Source organism: Streptomyces sp. NPDC054872, assembly GCF_053610705.1.
On sequence record NZ_JBSGYY010000033.1, the window covers coordinates 1 to 14,779 of the forward strand.

At 70.6% G+C, this 14,779-nt stretch carries 13 protein-coding genes, 1 tRNA gene and 1 pseudogene; 6 read left to right on the top strand and 9 right to left on the bottom strand.

Going from position 1 to position 14,779, the window contains the following annotated elements; translation table 11 throughout:
- Positions 1-98: 98 nt before the first annotated feature.
- From ACWGIH_RS31745 to ACWGIH_RS31755, 3 genes are all read right to left on the bottom strand, one after another.
- Positions 99-830 carry a nucleotidyltransferase family protein gene (locus ACWGIH_RS31745; RefSeq protein WP_363213109.1) on the bottom strand — a complete coding sequence of 244 codons (732 nt, stop codon included), beginning with the start codon at positions 828-830 and terminating at the stop codon, positions 99-101.
- 26 nt (positions 831-856) lie between these two features.
- The gene (locus ACWGIH_RS31750) at positions 857-1,318 is read right to left on the bottom strand and encodes a hypothetical protein (RefSeq protein ID WP_365821527.1); all 462 of its coding nucleotides are present in this window, start codon (positions 1,316-1,318) and stop codon (positions 857-859) included.
- A 200-nt stretch (positions 1,319-1,518) separates the two neighbouring features.
- Complete coding sequence (locus tag ACWGIH_RS31755) at positions 1,519-2,655, bottom strand: ABC transporter ATP-binding protein (RefSeq protein ID WP_453448561.1); 1,137 nt, start codon at positions 2,653-2,655, stop codon at positions 1,519-1,521.
- Between the two features lie 203 nt (positions 2,656-2,858).
- On the opposite strand from ACWGIH_RS31755, the gene ACWGIH_RS31760 reads away from it, so the two are divergent.
- Positions 2,859-2,932 (top strand) — tRNA-Thr (locus tag ACWGIH_RS31760).
- Positions 2,933-3,067: 135 nt separating this feature from the next.
- Positions 3,068-4,958, top strand: a pseudogene (locus ACWGIH_RS31765) (restriction endonuclease).
- A gap of 59 nt (positions 4,959-5,017) precedes the next feature.
- On the opposite strand, the gene ACWGIH_RS31770 reads toward ACWGIH_RS31765, so the two are convergent.
- On the bottom strand, positions 5,018-6,412 hold the full coding sequence (locus tag ACWGIH_RS31770; protein WP_453448562.1) for an NAD(P)/FAD-dependent oxidoreductase: 1,395 nt from the start codon (positions 6,410-6,412) through the stop codon (positions 5,018-5,020).
- 125 nt (positions 6,413-6,537) lie between these two features.
- Here ACWGIH_RS31770 and ACWGIH_RS31775 point away from each other — a divergent pair, with 125 nt between their 5' ends.
- Positions 6,538-7,290: a DsbA family protein gene (locus ACWGIH_RS31775; protein WP_453448563.1), complete on the top strand. Its 753-nt coding sequence runs from the start codon at positions 6,538-6,540 to the stop codon at positions 7,288-7,290.
- Here the strand turns inward: ACWGIH_RS31775 and ACWGIH_RS31780 are convergent.
- The gene (locus tag ACWGIH_RS31780; RefSeq protein ID WP_453448564.1) at positions 7,268-7,924 is read right to left on the bottom strand and encodes a rhomboid-like protein; all 657 of its coding nucleotides are present in this window, start codon (positions 7,922-7,924) and stop codon (positions 7,268-7,270) included. The two genes, ACWGIH_RS31775 and ACWGIH_RS31780, sit on opposite strands and share 23 nt — an antisense overlap.
- On the opposite strand from ACWGIH_RS31780, the gene ACWGIH_RS31785 reads away from it, so the two are divergent.
- Together ACWGIH_RS31785 and ACWGIH_RS31790 are read left to right on the top strand one after the other, a co-directional pair.
- Positions 7,923-8,858: an aminoglycoside phosphotransferase family protein gene (locus tag ACWGIH_RS31785; protein ID WP_453448565.1), complete on the top strand. Its 936-nt coding sequence runs from the start codon at positions 7,923-7,925 to the stop codon at positions 8,856-8,858. The two genes, ACWGIH_RS31780 and ACWGIH_RS31785, sit on opposite strands and share 2 nt — an antisense overlap.
- 40 nt (positions 8,859-8,898) lie before the next feature.
- Positions 8,899-9,375 (top strand): N-acetyltransferase family protein, encoded by a 477-nt coding sequence (locus ACWGIH_RS31790; RefSeq protein WP_453448566.1) that lies wholly within the window; start codon positions 8,899-8,901, stop codon positions 9,373-9,375.
- Between the two features lie 14 nt (positions 9,376-9,389).
- Here the strand turns inward: ACWGIH_RS31790 and ACWGIH_RS31795 are convergent, their stop codons facing one another.
- The gene (locus ACWGIH_RS31795) at positions 9,390-10,571 is read right to left on the bottom strand and encodes an FAD-dependent oxidoreductase (RefSeq protein WP_453448567.1); all 1,182 of its coding nucleotides are present in this window, start codon (positions 10,569-10,571) and stop codon (positions 9,390-9,392) included.
- A 161-nt stretch (positions 10,572-10,732) separates the two neighbouring features.
- Here ACWGIH_RS31795 and ACWGIH_RS31800 point away from each other — a divergent pair, with 161 nt between their 5' ends.
- Positions 10,733-11,428 (top strand): pentapeptide repeat-containing protein, encoded by a 696-nt coding sequence (locus ACWGIH_RS31800; RefSeq protein ID WP_453448568.1) that lies wholly within the window; start codon positions 10,733-10,735, stop codon positions 11,426-11,428.
- A gap of 110 nt (positions 11,429-11,538) precedes the next feature.
- Here ACWGIH_RS31800 and ACWGIH_RS31805 read toward each other — a convergent pair whose 3' ends face one another.
- The 3 genes from ACWGIH_RS31805 to ACWGIH_RS31815 form a co-directional block, all read right to left on the bottom strand.
- Positions 11,539-12,036: a hypothetical protein gene (locus tag ACWGIH_RS31805; RefSeq protein WP_453448569.1), complete on the bottom strand. Its 498-nt coding sequence runs from the start codon at positions 12,034-12,036 to the stop codon at positions 11,539-11,541.
- Positions 12,037-12,463: 427 nt separating this feature from the next.
- On the bottom strand, positions 12,464-13,099 hold the full coding sequence (locus ACWGIH_RS31810) for a response regulator (protein WP_453448570.1): 636 nt from the start codon (positions 13,097-13,099) through the stop codon (positions 12,464-12,466).
- Positions 13,099-14,472, bottom strand: coding sequence for a sensor histidine kinase (locus ACWGIH_RS31815; protein WP_453448571.1), 1,374 nt, complete (start codon positions 14,470-14,472; stop codon positions 13,099-13,101). The genes ACWGIH_RS31810 and ACWGIH_RS31815 overlap by 1 nt, the downstream gene beginning before the upstream one ends.
- Positions 14,473-14,779 lie beyond the last annotated feature (307 nt).

Below are 14,779 nucleotides of genomic sequence, written 5' to 3' on the forward strand. Positions count from 1 at the left end.
GGGCCCCGCACAGTGTTCTGTGCGGGGCCCCGTCACGTACGGGTCGAGAAACTCATGCGGGGAAGAACTCGTCGCGAGGTTCTCAACCGCTCAACCGCTCATCCGCTCTGCGCCGCGAGCTCCTTGGCCGCTTCGGTGAGGTCCTTCGCGGTGTCGATCGCCCGCCAGTACGCGCCCTGCGGCAGCGGGAAGCCCGCCAGGCTCTTCTCACGGGCCAGGCGCGGGAACGTGGTGCGCTCGTGGTCACCGCGGTCCGGCAGGAGCGCGGTGAACGAGGCGGAGAAGACGTACACGCCCGCGTTGATCAGGTACGGGGACGGCGGGGACTCGATGAAGTCCGTGATGTGGCCGAACGCGTCCGTCTCGACGGCGCCCCACGGGATGCGGGGGCGGGCCAGGGCGAGGGTCGCGGTGGCGTCCCGCTCGGCGTGGAAGGCCGCCATGTCGCGCAGCGAGAAGCGGGTCCAGATGTCGCCGTTCGTCGCGTACCAGGGGCGGTCCGCGTGCGGGAGGTGGCGGGCGGCGTACTTCAGGCCGCCGCCGCGGCCCAGCGGTTCGTTCTCGACGACCGTGGTGACGTTCAGCGGGAGATCCGCCGACTCCAGCCACTCCTGGAGCACTTCGGCGAGATGGCCGCAGGAGACCACGGCGTCCGTCACGCCCTCGGCCGCCAGCCAGGAAAGCTGATGGCCGATGATCGGGGTCCCCGTGCCGGGGATCTCGACCATCGGCTTGGGCCGGTCGTCGGTGTACGGACGGAGGCGCGAGCCCTGGCCTCCGGCCAGGACGACGGCCTGCGTGGGTCTGTGAGCGTGAGGGTCGCCGGTCATGCCGGAAACCCTACGTGCCGGCCCGATCAGCCGTTCTGATGGGCGGCGGCGACACCCGTCGCGAAGGACGTGTCGCAGACCGGGCGGGCATACGACTGGGCGCGTGTCGGCCCGTACGCCCGGACGGCCGCGCGGCCCAGGGCACGGGCGATGGAGACGCAGTGCCTGGCGAGCGACGGGTGACGATTCACCTCCTGCTGGAGGTGGGTGAGCGCGACGCCCGGGTTCTTCTCCTGGAGTTCCAGGAGCAGCTTGTCGCGCAGGACGTCCTGCGGGGCGCGGGACTTGGCCGGCTTGGAGAGATTGTCGGCGGATGCGGTGAGCATCGAATCCGAGGAGTTCCCGGACCAGTTGACGCTGGTGACCGCGAGGGTCCCGGAGAGCACCAGCATCACGGGCAGGACGAGAGCGAGCGTGCGGCCGATGCGTCGGGCGGGGCCTCGGTGGGCTCGGCGCGGCTTCTGGGTGTAGTTGGCGGAGTGCGTCACGCGAGTGAGCGTAGCGCTCGGTGATGATTTGGCGACATTACGTCACTCGGTCGAGCGACGGAGAATGAGGTTTTTTTGGAGTGGTGTTGACGGACCCCAGGCGAAATGACCGGTCTGCCGGGGTATTTGTCGACAACCTGAGGGAACGCGAAGGGCCCCGCACCGGGGTGCGGGGCCCTTCGTCCGTCGATGTCCGCAGGTCAGTCGCTCAGGCGCTCGCCCGTCGAGGTCGAGAACACGTGGATCTCGCCCGGACGCGGCACGACGTGCAGCTGCGTGCCCTTCTCCGGGACCCTGCGGCCGTTCACGCGGACCACGAGGTCCTTGTGCTCGCCGCCGACCTCCGCGGAGCCGTAGACGTACCCGTCGGCGCCGAGCTCCTCGACGACGTTCACGGAGACGGCCAGGCCCGCCGGGGCGTCCTCGGTCTCCTTCGAGAGGGACTTCGCCGTGGAGCCGTCCTGCTCGACGATGTCGAAGTGCTCCGGGCGGACGCCGACGGTGACCGTGCGGTCGCCCTTGTCGGCCGCGGCGGACAGCGCCTCGCGGTTCACCGGCACGACGGAGTTGCCGAACTTCACGCCGCCGTCGGTGATCGGGACCTCGACGAGGTTCATGGCGGGGGAGCCGATGAAGCCGGCGACGAAGAGGTTCGCCGGGCGGTCGTACATGTTGCGGGGGCTGTCCACCTGCTGGAGGAGCCCGTCCTTCAGGACGGCCACCCGGTCGCCCATGGTCATGGCCTCGACCTGGTCGTGGGTGACGTACACGGTGGTGATGCCGAGGCGGCGCTGGAGGCTGGCGATCTGCGTGCGCGTGGAGACACGGAGCTTGGCGTCGAGGTTCGACAGCGGCTCGTCCATGAGGAAGACCTGCGGCTCACGCACGATGGCGCGACCCATGGCGACACGCTGGCGCTGACCACCGGAGAGCGCCTTCGGCTTGCGGGCCAGGTAGTCCGTCAGGTCGAGGATCTTCGCCGCGTCCTCGACCTTCTGGCGGATCTCGGTCTTGTTGACGCCCGCGATCTTCAGGGCGAAGCCCATGTTGTCGGCGACCGTCATGTGCGGGTAGAGCGCGTAGTTCTGGAACACCATGGCGATGTCCCGGTCCTTGGGCGGCAGGTGCGTGACGTCGCGGTCACCGATGCGGATGGCTCCGGCGTTCACGTCCTCCAGGCCCGCGAGCATGCGCAGGGAGGTGGACTTTCCGCAGCCGGAGGGGCCGACGAGGACGAGGAATTCGCCGTCCGCGACGTCGAGCTGAAGCTGGTCGACGGCGGGCTTGTCGCCACCCGGGTAGATGCGGGTCGCCTTGTCGAACGAAACAGTGGCCATGGTGAGGGCCCCCTTCACCGGCAGGAACGTGCCGGACGATCCGTTGTAAAGAGAGGAGTGGTGTAGTCCACCTGAGTGAACTGCTCGTGACCGTACCCCGGGGGTCATCGGTCTGTCAGTAGTCCTGCGCCCGCGACCTTCGAGGAAATTTTCGACGGGGGCACGTGCGAGGTTGGTTACACTGCTCGGGCACACCGCTGCATGCCTCCTTAGCTCAGATGGCCAGAGCAACGCACTTGTAATGCGTAGGTCGTCGGTTCGAATCCGACAGGGGGCTCGAAAAGCCCAGGTCAGAGTACGTTTGGCCTGGGCTTCCCCATGTCCTGAAGTACCTCGCGTCCAACCAGTGGTCCCCGTCTCCCCCCTCCGGCACACTTGACTTCCGGGGCAGTGTGCAAGGGGGACGAGCGATATGAGCGGTCGTTCGAGTGGACTGATCGGGGAATGGGCCGAGGCGCAGCGTCAGGAGCAGCGTCAGCGCGAGGCCCGGCTCCGGTTGGAGTTGGAGCGGGAGCGCGACGAGGGGCGGGAGTTGCGTGCGCGTGAGCGGGACATGGCGCGGATGCAGCGTGGGCGTCAGGCCGAGTACCGCAGGCGGCGTGAGGCAGAGGCTTCGCGGCTCACGGATGAGCTGGATTCCCGGGTGGACGTTCTTTCCGGGTTCTTGGTGGCCGGGTGTCGGGCTCCGGCGTTCTGCGCTGCTTCGTTGAAGCGGGCGGACCCGGTCGTGGACCGGGGTGCTGCGCGCGCCGCTGAGGTACGTGCGCACAACGAGCGGGTGGCCGAGATGACCGCCGCCTTGCGGGAAAGGGATCCGGCGACCGTCGTCGAGTACTTTTCGGCGGCTCTGTACGCGTCGCGTGGCTGGCCGGACGGATTCCCGCGTCAAGTGGTGGCTGCTTTTGATCCGCTGATGCGGCAATTGGTGCTGAATTGGCAGTTGCCGGGGAGTGACGTGGTGCCGGAGGCCCGAATGGTTCGGTACTTCGTCGGTTCGGACCGGCAGAGGGAGATCCCGCGGCCGATGGGGCAGCGGAGATCGTTATACAGAGAAGTGCTGGCGCAGTGCGTGTTGCTTGCTGTCCGTGATCTCTTCGCCGCCGATGAGTTCGGGATACTCTCGTCGGTCGCGCTGAACGGCTTCGTGGACGATTTTGATCCGGCCACAGGGCTGCGTACGGAGGTATTTCTGGCCACGGTGATGGTCGAGGCCGAGGTGTTCGCCCGGTTACGGCTGGAGACGGCGGGGCCGGTGGACTGTCTCGTCGACGGGCTGCACGGGCGGTTGGCCGTGCGGCCGGACCAGCGGACGGCGGTGCGACCCGAGAGGCTTCCCGGTCAGGTGGGTTCCGGTGTGGTGGCGCGTGGGGGCGAGGGGGAGCCGGATCTGCTGGCGATGGATCCGGTGGAGTTCGAGGAACTGGTCACCGATCTGTTCCGGGCGCGTGGCATGCAGGCGGTCATGACGCAGCGCTCGCATGACGGGGGAGTGGACGTGGACGCGGTGGATCCGGACCCGATCAGTGGCGGGAAGATCGTTGTTCAGGTGAAGCGCTACCGCCATACGGTTCCGCCGAGTGCCGTGCGGGACTTGTACGGCACTGTTCAGGCGGCGGGGGCCAATAAAGGGGTGCTGGTAACGACTTCGGGATTCGGCCCTGGTTCGTATGCGTTCGCCAATGGAAAGCCGTTGACGTTGGTAGCCGGTCCGGAGTTGGTTGATCTGCTGCGCCGGTGCGGATTACGCGGTCGATTGGGTGATGAGGCCGAGGTGCCGGATCCCCGGTGGGGAGTCGCCGAGGAGGCTGACGCCGAGCCTGGTGAGTACAACGTCTTGGGCATGTCCTGGGCGGGGAGTGTGCCCCTGGATGTGTGCGCTGGTGTGCACGGGGAGCCGCGTGCTCAGCGACAGTCACTTCGTCTTCTACAACAATGTCCAGACGCCCGACGGCTCGGTCCGGATGCTGGGTGAATTCGCCGGGGACCGGGCCGCGATGCGGGTCGCCTTTGACGAGCTGCCGGAGGAGGCCGACCGTCTGGTGCTGGTGGCCGCGGTGGATCCGGAGGCTGACCAGGAAGCTGATCTCGGGGAATTCACCCGTGCCGGCATTCGTCTGCGGGACGCGGAGGGCGGGGAGTTGGACCACGTTCCGGTGTCGGATGGCAAACCTGGTGAGACCGCGCTGGTCCTGGGTTCGTTCAGGCGGCGGTCGAGCGGTGACTGGAGTTTCGTGGTGGGCGGGAAGGGCTATCCGGGTGGGTTGGAGTCGCTGGTCCGGGAGTTCGGGATCGATGTCGACTAGGGGGGCGAGGGCCCAGGGGTACGCGCGTTGACCTGGGCCCTCGTGTCGGATCTGTGTGCTCAGTGGCGGCCCGACAAGCGGTCTGCCAGGCGGGCCAGGCGGGGGGACCTGGCTGTTGGGGTGGTCAGTTCTTGGTGGTCTGCGTTGCGGTACGTCGCGTACATGCCGTGGACGCCGAGCCAGCGGAACGGTTCCGGTTCCCATTTGCGGACCTTGTGGTTGACCCAGGGGAGGGTCGTGAGGTCCGTGGGGCCCGCTTGGCCCGAGTCCTGTTGGACCAGGTCGCGCAGGGTGCGGGCCGCGAGGTTGGCGGTGGCCACGCCTGAGCCGACGTAGCCGCCCGCCCAGCCGAGGCCCGTCGCGCGGTCCAGGGTGACCGTGGCGCACCAGTCGCGGGGGACGCCCAGGACGCCGGACCAGGCGTGGGCCACCTCGACTCCGGCCAGTTGGGGGAAGAAGCGGGTGAGGATCTCGCGCAGGGCCTCGATCGTGGCCGGTTGCGTGCGGCCGTCGTTGTCCGTGCGCGAGCCGTAGCGGTAGGGGACGCCTCGGCCGCCCAGGGCGATGCGGTCGTCCGCCGTGCGCTGGGCGTACATGTAGGCGTGCGCCATGTCGCCGAGCGTCTCCCGGCCTTCCCAGCCGATCGACTCCCATTGGGCCGCGGACAGGGGCTCCGTCGCGATCATGGAGGAGTTCATGGGGAGCCACGTGCGGCGTTGGCCCTTGAGGGATGCCGTAAAGCCCTCCGTGCAACGCAGGATGTACGGGGCGCGGACCGTGCCGTACGGGGTGATCGCGTGCTTCGGCTTGATCTCCGTGACGGGTGTTGATTCGTGGATCGTGACGCCGAGTGCCTCGACGGCCGCCGCGAGGCCCTTCACCAGTTTCACCGGGTGCAGGCGCGCGCCGTGCGGGGTCCAGGTGGAGCCGACGGCGCCGGCGACGCGGATCCGGTCGGCGGTCTCGCGGGCGCCGTGCAGGGTGCGGTCCTTCTCGCCGTACGCGAGCTCGGTGGCGTGGAATTCCTTCAGGCGCCCCAACTGGGCGGGCGTGTAGGCGACTTCCAGGACGCCGCCGTGGTGGATGTCCGCGTCGATCGCTTCGGCCTTCGCCGTTTCGATCACCTCGGTGACCGTCTCGTTCATCGCCTCCTGGAGGCGGACCGCCGCGTCTCTGCCGTGCATGCGGGCGTAGCGGTCGCGGCCCGCGATGCCGTTGTAGAGCCAGCCGCCGTTGCGGCCGGAGGCTCCGTAGCCGCAGAACTTCTGTTCGAGGACGGTGATGCGGAGGAAGGGGGCGGCCTTCTTCAGGTAGTACGCGGTCCACAGGCCCGTGTAGCCGCCGCCGACTATGCAGACGTCGGCACTCTCGTCGCCCGGCAGGGGTTCACGGGGGGCCGGGGTGCCGTGGTCCGCGTACCAGTACGAGATGCCGCCGTTGATCGTGCTGCTCATGTGCGGGACGTTACTGCGCTGGTGGAGGCTTTGGGGAGGGGTCTCGCGGAGGGCGTTCCGATACGTTGATCCGGCACGTGGCGATGTTGAAGCGGCACGTGCCGAGATCCAGGAGGACAGTTCAGATGGCCGTACGCAAGGCCGGGCGCATCGTCGCCGCGGTGGCCGCCACCGCACTCGTCGCCGGGGGCGCAGCCGCCTGTGGGCCCGAGGACCTCACGGGCGGGGGCGACGACAAGGCGTCGGCGTCGGAGTCCGCGTCCACCGGTGGTCCGGAGGTGAAGGAGCCGCCGGCCGGCACGGACGCGCTCGCCGGGACGCCCGCCACGGTGAAGGGCGGTGTGATCACGGTCGGCGACCCGAAGGCCGGGCACACGGTCAAGCTGTACGAGGACGCGCGCTGTCCGATCTGCAAGAAGTTCGAGGAGACGGGCGCGCAGGCCCTGGTGAAGCCGGTGGCCGAGGGCAAGGTGAAGGTCGAGTACACGCTCGCCTCGTTCCTCGACAAGAACCTGGGCGGCAGCGGCTCGGTGAACGCGGCGAACGCGCTGCGTGCCTCGGTGGAGGCGGGCAAGTTCCCGCAGTTCCATGCCGCGGTCTTCGCCAACCAGCCCGAGCGGGAGACCGAGGACGCCTTCACGCCCGCGTTCCTGCTCAAGATCGCCGACAGCGTGGACGGGCTGCGGGGCGCCGCGTTCGACAAGGCGGTGAAGAAGGGGACGTACAAGGGCTGGGTCGGTGAGGCGATGCAGGCCTTCACCGACGACGGCATGCAGGGCACGCCGACCGTCGTCATCGACGGCAAGAAGGCGGAGAGCAATTCGCTGTTCGACCAGGACGCGTTCGCGCAGGAGCTCAAGGCCTCGGGGATCTCCTGAGCCTCCACCTTCCGGGTGCCGGGCGTACGGCGCTCCGGGTCAGCGGGTGGCAGGCGAGGCCGATCAGGACCGCGGTGAAGTGGCCCAGGTCGGTGAAGGTCCTGCCGGTGACCAGCGGAGTGCCGTACACGGCGAGGACGATCAGGAGATACGCGTGTCTCCAGGGGCTCGGCACCCAGTAGGTGAGGACGGCGATCACGCCCGCGAGCGCGTAACTCACCCCGACGTCGAGGGTGTTGACGGACGACGTCGGGGCCGCGCCGTGGCGGATCGCGAGGGCGAGGACGCCTTCGCTGATGAGCGTGGCCATGACGTGCGCGCCCGCGGCCACCGCGAGCCAGCGGGCCGTGCCGAGCCAGTGCTCGGCGGTGGCGTGGAAGAGGGTGTAGAGCACGGCGTACGACAGCCAGGTGCCGCCGTCGGTCCAGAACGCGCTGGCGACCAGGACCCGCACGGGGTTCTGCGACAGCTCGTGGATGTTCGTGGAGCGCTGGAGCAGGAAGTCCTTCTCGAACTCCGGTGACATGTGGTGCATCGCGACCGTCGTGACGAAGAGGACCGCGAGCCAGATGTACGTGCCGGGGGCGTCGCGGACGTAGGCCCGCACCGTGCGTGTGGCCCGATCAATCCCCATGCGGCGATTCACGCACGCCGGTAGCGTCGCCGGCGTGATCGACATTCGCATTCCGGACGGGCTGATCGAGTCGCAGCACCTGTACGCGGGGGAGCCGGGCCGTGCCTTCGTCGCGGCGCTGCCCGCGCGCGTGGCGGAGTTCGTCGAGCGGTGGGACCTGCGGGTGGACGGCCCCTCGATGCACGGCATGGCGGCGCTCGTGCTGCCCGTGGTGCGGCGCGACGGCACCCCTGCCGCGGTCAAGTTCCAGCTCCTGGACGAGGAGACGGAGGGGGAGCCGGTCGGGCTGCGGGTGTGGGACGGCGACGGGGCGGTGCGGTTGCTGGACCACGACGAGGGCACCGGCACGATGCTGCTGGAACGCCTCGACTCCGGGCGGATGTTGTCGACGGTGGAGGAGACGGTGGAGGGCACGCACAGGGCGGTCCTCGTCATCGCCGAGCTGCTCGCCCGGCTCACGTCAGTGCCGGCGCCCGCGGGAATGCGGCGGCTCGCGGACATCGCGGCGCAGATGCTCGCCGACCTGCCGGATGCCCTGAGGGCGATCCCCGATCCGGCCGACCGCGCCCTCGTGGAGCGGTGCGGGGGCGCGATGCGCGAGGTCGTGGGGGAGCCGGGTGACCGGCTGCTGCACTGGGACCTGCACTTCGAGAACGTCCTGGCGGCCGAGCGTGAACCGTGGCTCGCCATCGACCCGAAGCCGCTGGCCGGGGACCCGGGGTTCGACCTGTGGCCGGCGCTCAACAACCGCTTCGACGCGGACGACGTGCTGTGGCGTTTCGACGCGATGAGCGAGGTGCTCGGCCTGGACCGCGGGCGGGCACGGGCGTGGACGCTGGGGCGGGTGCTGCAGAACGCGCTGTGGGAGATCGAGGACGGGCGGCCGCCGGACGAGGAGGATCTGGAGGTCGCGCGTCGGTTGCTCGGACGGTGACGACCTGCTGTGCGGCGCCGGATCGTCGTACTCTGCCGCCATGATTCGTACCGCCACGCCTGCCGACGTCCCCGTCATCCACGCCATGGTCCGCGACCTCGCCGAGTACGAGAAGGCGCTCGACGAGGCCAGGGCCACCGAGGAGCAGCTGCGTGAGGCGCTTTTCGGTGAGCGGCCCGCCGCGTTCGCGCACATCGCCGAGGACGACGCCACGGGGGAGGCCGTCGGGTTCTCGCTGTGGTTCCTGAACTTCTCCACATGGCGTGGGGTGCACGGGATCTACCTGGAGGACCTGTACGTACGGCCCGAGGCGCGCGGCGGCGGACACGGCAAGGCGCTGCTGACCGAGCTCGCGCGGATCTGCGTGGAGCGGGGCTATGAGCGGCTCGAGTGGTCCGTGCTCGACTGGAACGAGCCGTCGATCAACTTCTACAAGTCGCTGGGCGCGCTGCCGCAGGACGAGTGGACCGTGTACCGGCTGACCGACGGGGCGTTGGCGGGGCTCGGGGCTGCCTGAGTCCGGGCGCCACTTCAAGCGGACTTGAGGTCGAGCCGTGTGGAGGTGAGTGCGAGCGTCACCGCCTCGAGGGCGCTGTTGAAGGAGACCTCGGAGAGCAGGCCGGGCGCCGCGACCTGGTCTCCGGCCAGGTAGACGCCGTCGCCGCGGTCGATCGCCGGGCGGTCGCGCCAGGTGGTGCCGGGCAGGTCGACCGCGCCGGTACGGCCGTTGGACACGGAGTCGCGGCGCCAGACCAGGCGGTCGCGCCAGCCGGGGAAGCCGAGGTCGAGCAGGTGGTCGGCGCGGGCCACGCCGTCCGCCTTGGACTCATCGGGGGAGAGCGGGAGCTGGCCCTGGACGAGCTCCTGCCCCGCGGGGGCGAGGCCGCGGTCCTGGGTGGTGAACCGCTCGATCCAGCCGGCCCCGTCCAGGTCGGAGAGGGCGAACAGGTCGCCCTTGCGGGAGGTGAGGGCCACGTCGACGAGGGTCGTGCGGGCGCTGTCCCAGCGCAGGGTGTCGTCCTGGAGCAGGTGGCGGGCCGCCGGGAGGGAGGTCGCGACGACGACCGGTCCCTTGGCGGAGAGCGGGGTGAGGGAGTCGACGCGGGACAGCGTCTCCACCCGTACGCCCAGGTTCCAGGCGAGGGTCGCCATGCGGTCGATGACCGAACCCCAGCCGCCGCTCGGGTAGTGCGCCTCCGGGGGCAGCTTCGTGGCGCGGCGCAGTCGCTCGTGCACGAACCTGGCGGAGAGGGAGCCGGGGTCGTGGTGGAACGTCGCCACGGCGATGTAGTGAGCGGCGGCGCGTGCGCCTTCCTCGCCGACCTCGCCGGTGGCCCACGTCATGAAGTCCTCGTCGACGGGCGCCTGTTCGGCCTTGCGGCGCAGGAGCTTCAGCATGGCGAGGGGTGGGGTACGGCGGAGCCTGCCCTGGTGGCGGAGTCGGAGCCGGGTGCCTTCGATGGGCGGGAGGGGGGCGAGGGGGCCGATGAGGTCGCGCTGCTTGAGCCAGGTCCAATGCGGGCCGCCGTTGTAGAGGGCGTGCGGGCCTTCGTTCGTGCGGTACGGGCCTTCGGCGGTGCGGGCCCGGCCGCCGAGGGTGTGGTGGGACTCGTGGATGGTCACCCGGGCGCCGGTTTCCGCGGCGGTGATGGCCGCGGTGAGTCCGGCGAAGCCGCCGCCGACGATGCTGAGGGTCTTGCGGTTGCCGGTCATGGGGTGGGCTCCTGTCTCGTCGTGGTGGCGCGCGTGCGCTCCTCTCCCGGTACGACGGACGGGGCGCCCGGGATGTGACATCGGGGCGGGGCGGTGTTGTCGGTGCTGTCGGCGTTATCGGCGTCATCGGTGTTGTCAGTGGGTGGGTGCACGATGGGCGTATGGGACTGAGGGATGGGCAGCGGGACGCGGCAGGGGTGAAGAAGGCTCGGCGGCCCGAGGTGCGGTTGCCCGCGCTGCGGGGGTTCGCGGAGTCGGGGCTCGGCGGGGGTGAGCTGGAGCCCGACGGGGATTACGACGGGGTCGAGTTCCGGGACCTGGATCTGGCGGGACAGGACGGCGGGGGAGCGCTGTTCCTGGACTGTGCGCTGACGCGCTGCGGGGTGACGGAGACACGGCTCAGCCGGGCGCGGTTCGTGGACTCCGTACTGACGGAACTGCGAGGGGTCGGCACGGAACTGGCGGAGGCCTCGCTGCGGGACGTGGAGGTGGTCGACGCGCGGCTGGGGGGTGTTCAGCTGCACGGGAGTGTTTTGGAGCGGGTGGTCGTGCGGGGCGGGAAGATCGACTATCTGAACCTGCGGAAGGCGCGGTTGAAGGACGTCGTCTTCGAGGGCTGCGTGCTGGTGGAGCCGGACTTCGGGCAGGCGGCGCTGGAACGGGTGGAGTTCGTGGGCTGCGTGCTGAAGGGGGCGGATTTCAGCGGCGTGCGCATGAAGGACGTCGACCTGCGCGAGGCGGCCGAGGTGGACATCCTCCGGGGGATCGACTGCTTGGCGGGTTCGGTGATCAGCACGGCCCAACTGATGGACCTGGCACCGGCGTTCGCCGCGCAGGTCGGCGTACGGGTGGACTAGCGGCCGGCTGGGGGCGGATGCGGGGGGCGTCCCCGCCCGATGCCTACGCCCCGGGGGAGCTGGCGCCTATGCCTGGGGGAGGCGGTGCTTACGCCTGGGGGAGGCGGTGCCTACGCCCGGGGGAAGCGGGACTGGAGCGTCCAGATCGCCGGGTTGTCCGCGAGCGACTCGTGGAGGTCCGTCAGGTCTGCCAGGAGGTCCTGGAGGAAGTCCCGGGCCTCGCGGCGCAGCTCGGAGTGGGAGAACGTGAGCGGGGGTTCCTCCGCCTGCATCCAGTCCGCCTCGATGTCCACCCAACCGAAGCGGCGGGTGAACAGCATGCGGTCCGTCGACTCCGTGAAGTCGAGCTCGGCGTACTGGGGGCGCGACGCCCGGCTCCCCCGGGGGTCCTGGTCCAAGAGCTCGACGATGTCGCACAGCGCCCACGCGAAGTCGAGCACCGGAACCCATCCCCAGGCTGTGGACAGCTCCCGGTCCGCCTTCGTGTCCGCGAGATACACGTCCCCGCAGAACAGGTCGTGCCGCAGCGCGTGGACGTCCGCACGGCGGTAGTCGAACTGCGGGGGGTCGGGAAAGCGGTGGGAGAGGGCGTAGCCGATGTCGAGCACGTGGTCGATGGTGTCATGGGGCGGGAGCTGTGGATTGCCGCTCCTCGGTTGGGGCCGTGGGCCGCCGTTTCCCGGCTGGGGGGTCACCGTCGCTTCCCGGCTGGGAGTCGTGGGTCGCCGCTTCTCGGCCGGGAGCCATGGATTGCCGCTCCTCGGCTGGGAGCTGTGGGCCGTCGCTTCCCGGCTGGGAGCCGTGAATCGCCGCTTCTCGGCCGGGAGCCATGGATTGCCGCTCCTCAGCTGGGAGCTGTGGGCCGCCGCTTTCCGGCCGGGAGCCATGGATTGCCGCTCCCCGGCTGCGAGTCATGGACCGACGCTCCCCAGCCGGGAGCCATGGGCCGCCGTAATCAGGCGGGGACGTGGACCGTCGCTCCTCAGGCGGGGACGTGGATCCCGCTCCCCGGCCGGGAGCCATGGTCCGCCGCCCTCAGGGGAGCAGTCGCTGCTCCTTTGCCACCGACACCGCTCCCGCCCGCGTGTCCACGCCCAGCTTGTCGTAGATCCGGCCCAGGTGCGTTTTCACCGTGGCCTCGCTGATGAACAGCGCGCGGGCGATGTCGCGGTTGCCGAGGCCCTGGGAGAGCTGCGCGAGGATGTCGAGCTCGCGGTCGGTGAGGGTGGGCAGCGGCTTGCGCATGCGGGCCATGACGCGGGACGCCACCGGCGGCGAGAGCGTGGTGCGGCCCTGCGCCGCGGCGTGGATCGCGGCGAAGAGCTCCTCGGGGCGCTCGGCCTTCAGGAGGTAGCCCGTCGCCCCCGCCTCGATGGCACGGGTGATGTCGGCGTCCGTGTCGTACGTCGTCAGGACCAGGACGTGGGGCGTCGGGCCGGTGGCCGCCGTGATGCGGCGGGTCGCCTCCACGCCGTCCATTCCCTCGCCGAGCTGCAGGTCCATCAGGACCACGTCCGGCGTCAGCTTCGCGGCGAGCGCGATCGCCTCCTCGCCGGTGCCCGCCTCGCCGACCACCTCGATGTCCGGCGCGCTGCCCAGCAGGGCAAGCAGTCCGGCGCGTACGACGATGTGGTCGTCGCAGACCAGGAGACGTACTGGAGGGTGTGACATCAGGTGGTCCTTTGGGGGGAGAGGGGGATCGCGACCGAGAGAACCGTGCCCTCGCCCGGCGCGGACTCAATCGTCAGTGTGCCGCCGAGCTGCCGCGCGCGGGCACGGATCGCGGGCAGCCCGTGCCCCCGCCGGTCGGAGGCGGGCCGCTGCTCGGCGGGCGTGAAGCCACGGCCGTCGTCCGCGATGTCGAGCACCACCTGATCGTCCAGGTGCGTGAGCGTCAGCGCCGCGGTGGACGCGTCGGCGTGCTCCGTCACGTTGGCGAGCGCGCCCTGCGCGATGCGCAGGAGCGCGGACTGGGTGCGGTCGGGCAGCGGCGCGGGCGTTCCCTCGGCGTGGAAGCGGACCGTGAGGCCCGCGTCCTGCGCGGTGCGCTCGGCCAGCGTCCGCAGCGCCGCGTCGAGGCCGCCGCCGTCGGTGAGGTCGGCGGGCGCCAGGTCGTGCACGAAGCGGCGGGCCTCGGTGAGGCCGAGCTCGGTGATCGACTCGGCGGTACGGACATGGGCGCGGGCCTTGGCCGGGTCCGTGTCCCAGACGCGGTCGGCGGCCTGGAGCAGCATCTGCTGGCTGGACAGGCCCTGGGCGAGGGTGTCGTGGATCTCCATGGAGATGCGCTGGCGCTCGGCGAGGGTGCCTTCGCGGCGCTCGGTGGCGGCCAGCTCGCGTCGGGTGCGGATGAGGTCGGCGATCAGTTCGCGCTGGCGGGCCGCCTGGCGCTGCATGTAGGCGAAGACAGCCGTCGCGATCGCCGACACGGCGGGCGGCCCGAGGATCAGGTCCGGGTCGTAACGGCCGGCGAGCCGCAGTTGTGACGCGATGACGCAGCCGGTCAGGACGGCCACCAGGACCAGGGCCGCGCGGGGCGGCAGCGTCCGGAGCCCGGTGAAGAAGAGCGGTACCGCGCACCACCCGAAGCTCGGGGCGAGGACGACCAGGACCAGCCAGACGCCGACGACCAGGGCGAGCCAGGTGAGGCGGCGGGGAGTGGGGCGGGCGTCGGCCGCCGGTCCCGAGGAGAAGGGCGTGGGGCTCTTGCCGAGGAGGGTGCCGGTCAGGGGCGGGAGGGCGTAGAGGACGGCCAGGACCACCGAGAGCGCGATGATCCACGGGACGCGCGCGCCGCCGGGGTGGCGCAGCAGGAAGCGGGCCAGTGAGGTGGCCAGGAGCAGGTAGAACGCCGCGTGCATGACGGCCGCGAGCCAGCGGGCGTCCGGGTCCGGGCTCCGGCGCGTGTCCGGGTCCGGGCTTCGGCGGGTGTCTGGGTCCGGGCTCCGGCGGGTGACCGCATTCGGGCTCCGGCGGGTGTCCGGACCCGGGCTCCGGCGGTCGATGCCCCGCGTGCGCTGCCCCTGTTTCTCGGGGGCGCTCACGGGGCCTCCCTCGGGGGTTCCCGCGAGGATTTCCTCCGGGGCCCCCTCGGGGGTGCCACCCGCTCCCCGTCCCTCGGGGGTGCCTCCCTCTCCCTGTCCCACGGGGGTGCCTCCCTCTCGTCGCGGCGTCTCGTGGCGCCCTCGCGTAGTCGCTGAACTGGGCAAACACCCTCATTGTGACCCGGTGGGGCCACAGGAGGGTCAACCGATCGGTTGACCCTGGTGTCGGCCGAGTCGCGCGCGGCTCCCAGCCGGTACGCCGACGGGTGAGGACCGGTACCGACCGGAGGATTGGTGTCAGGGAGAA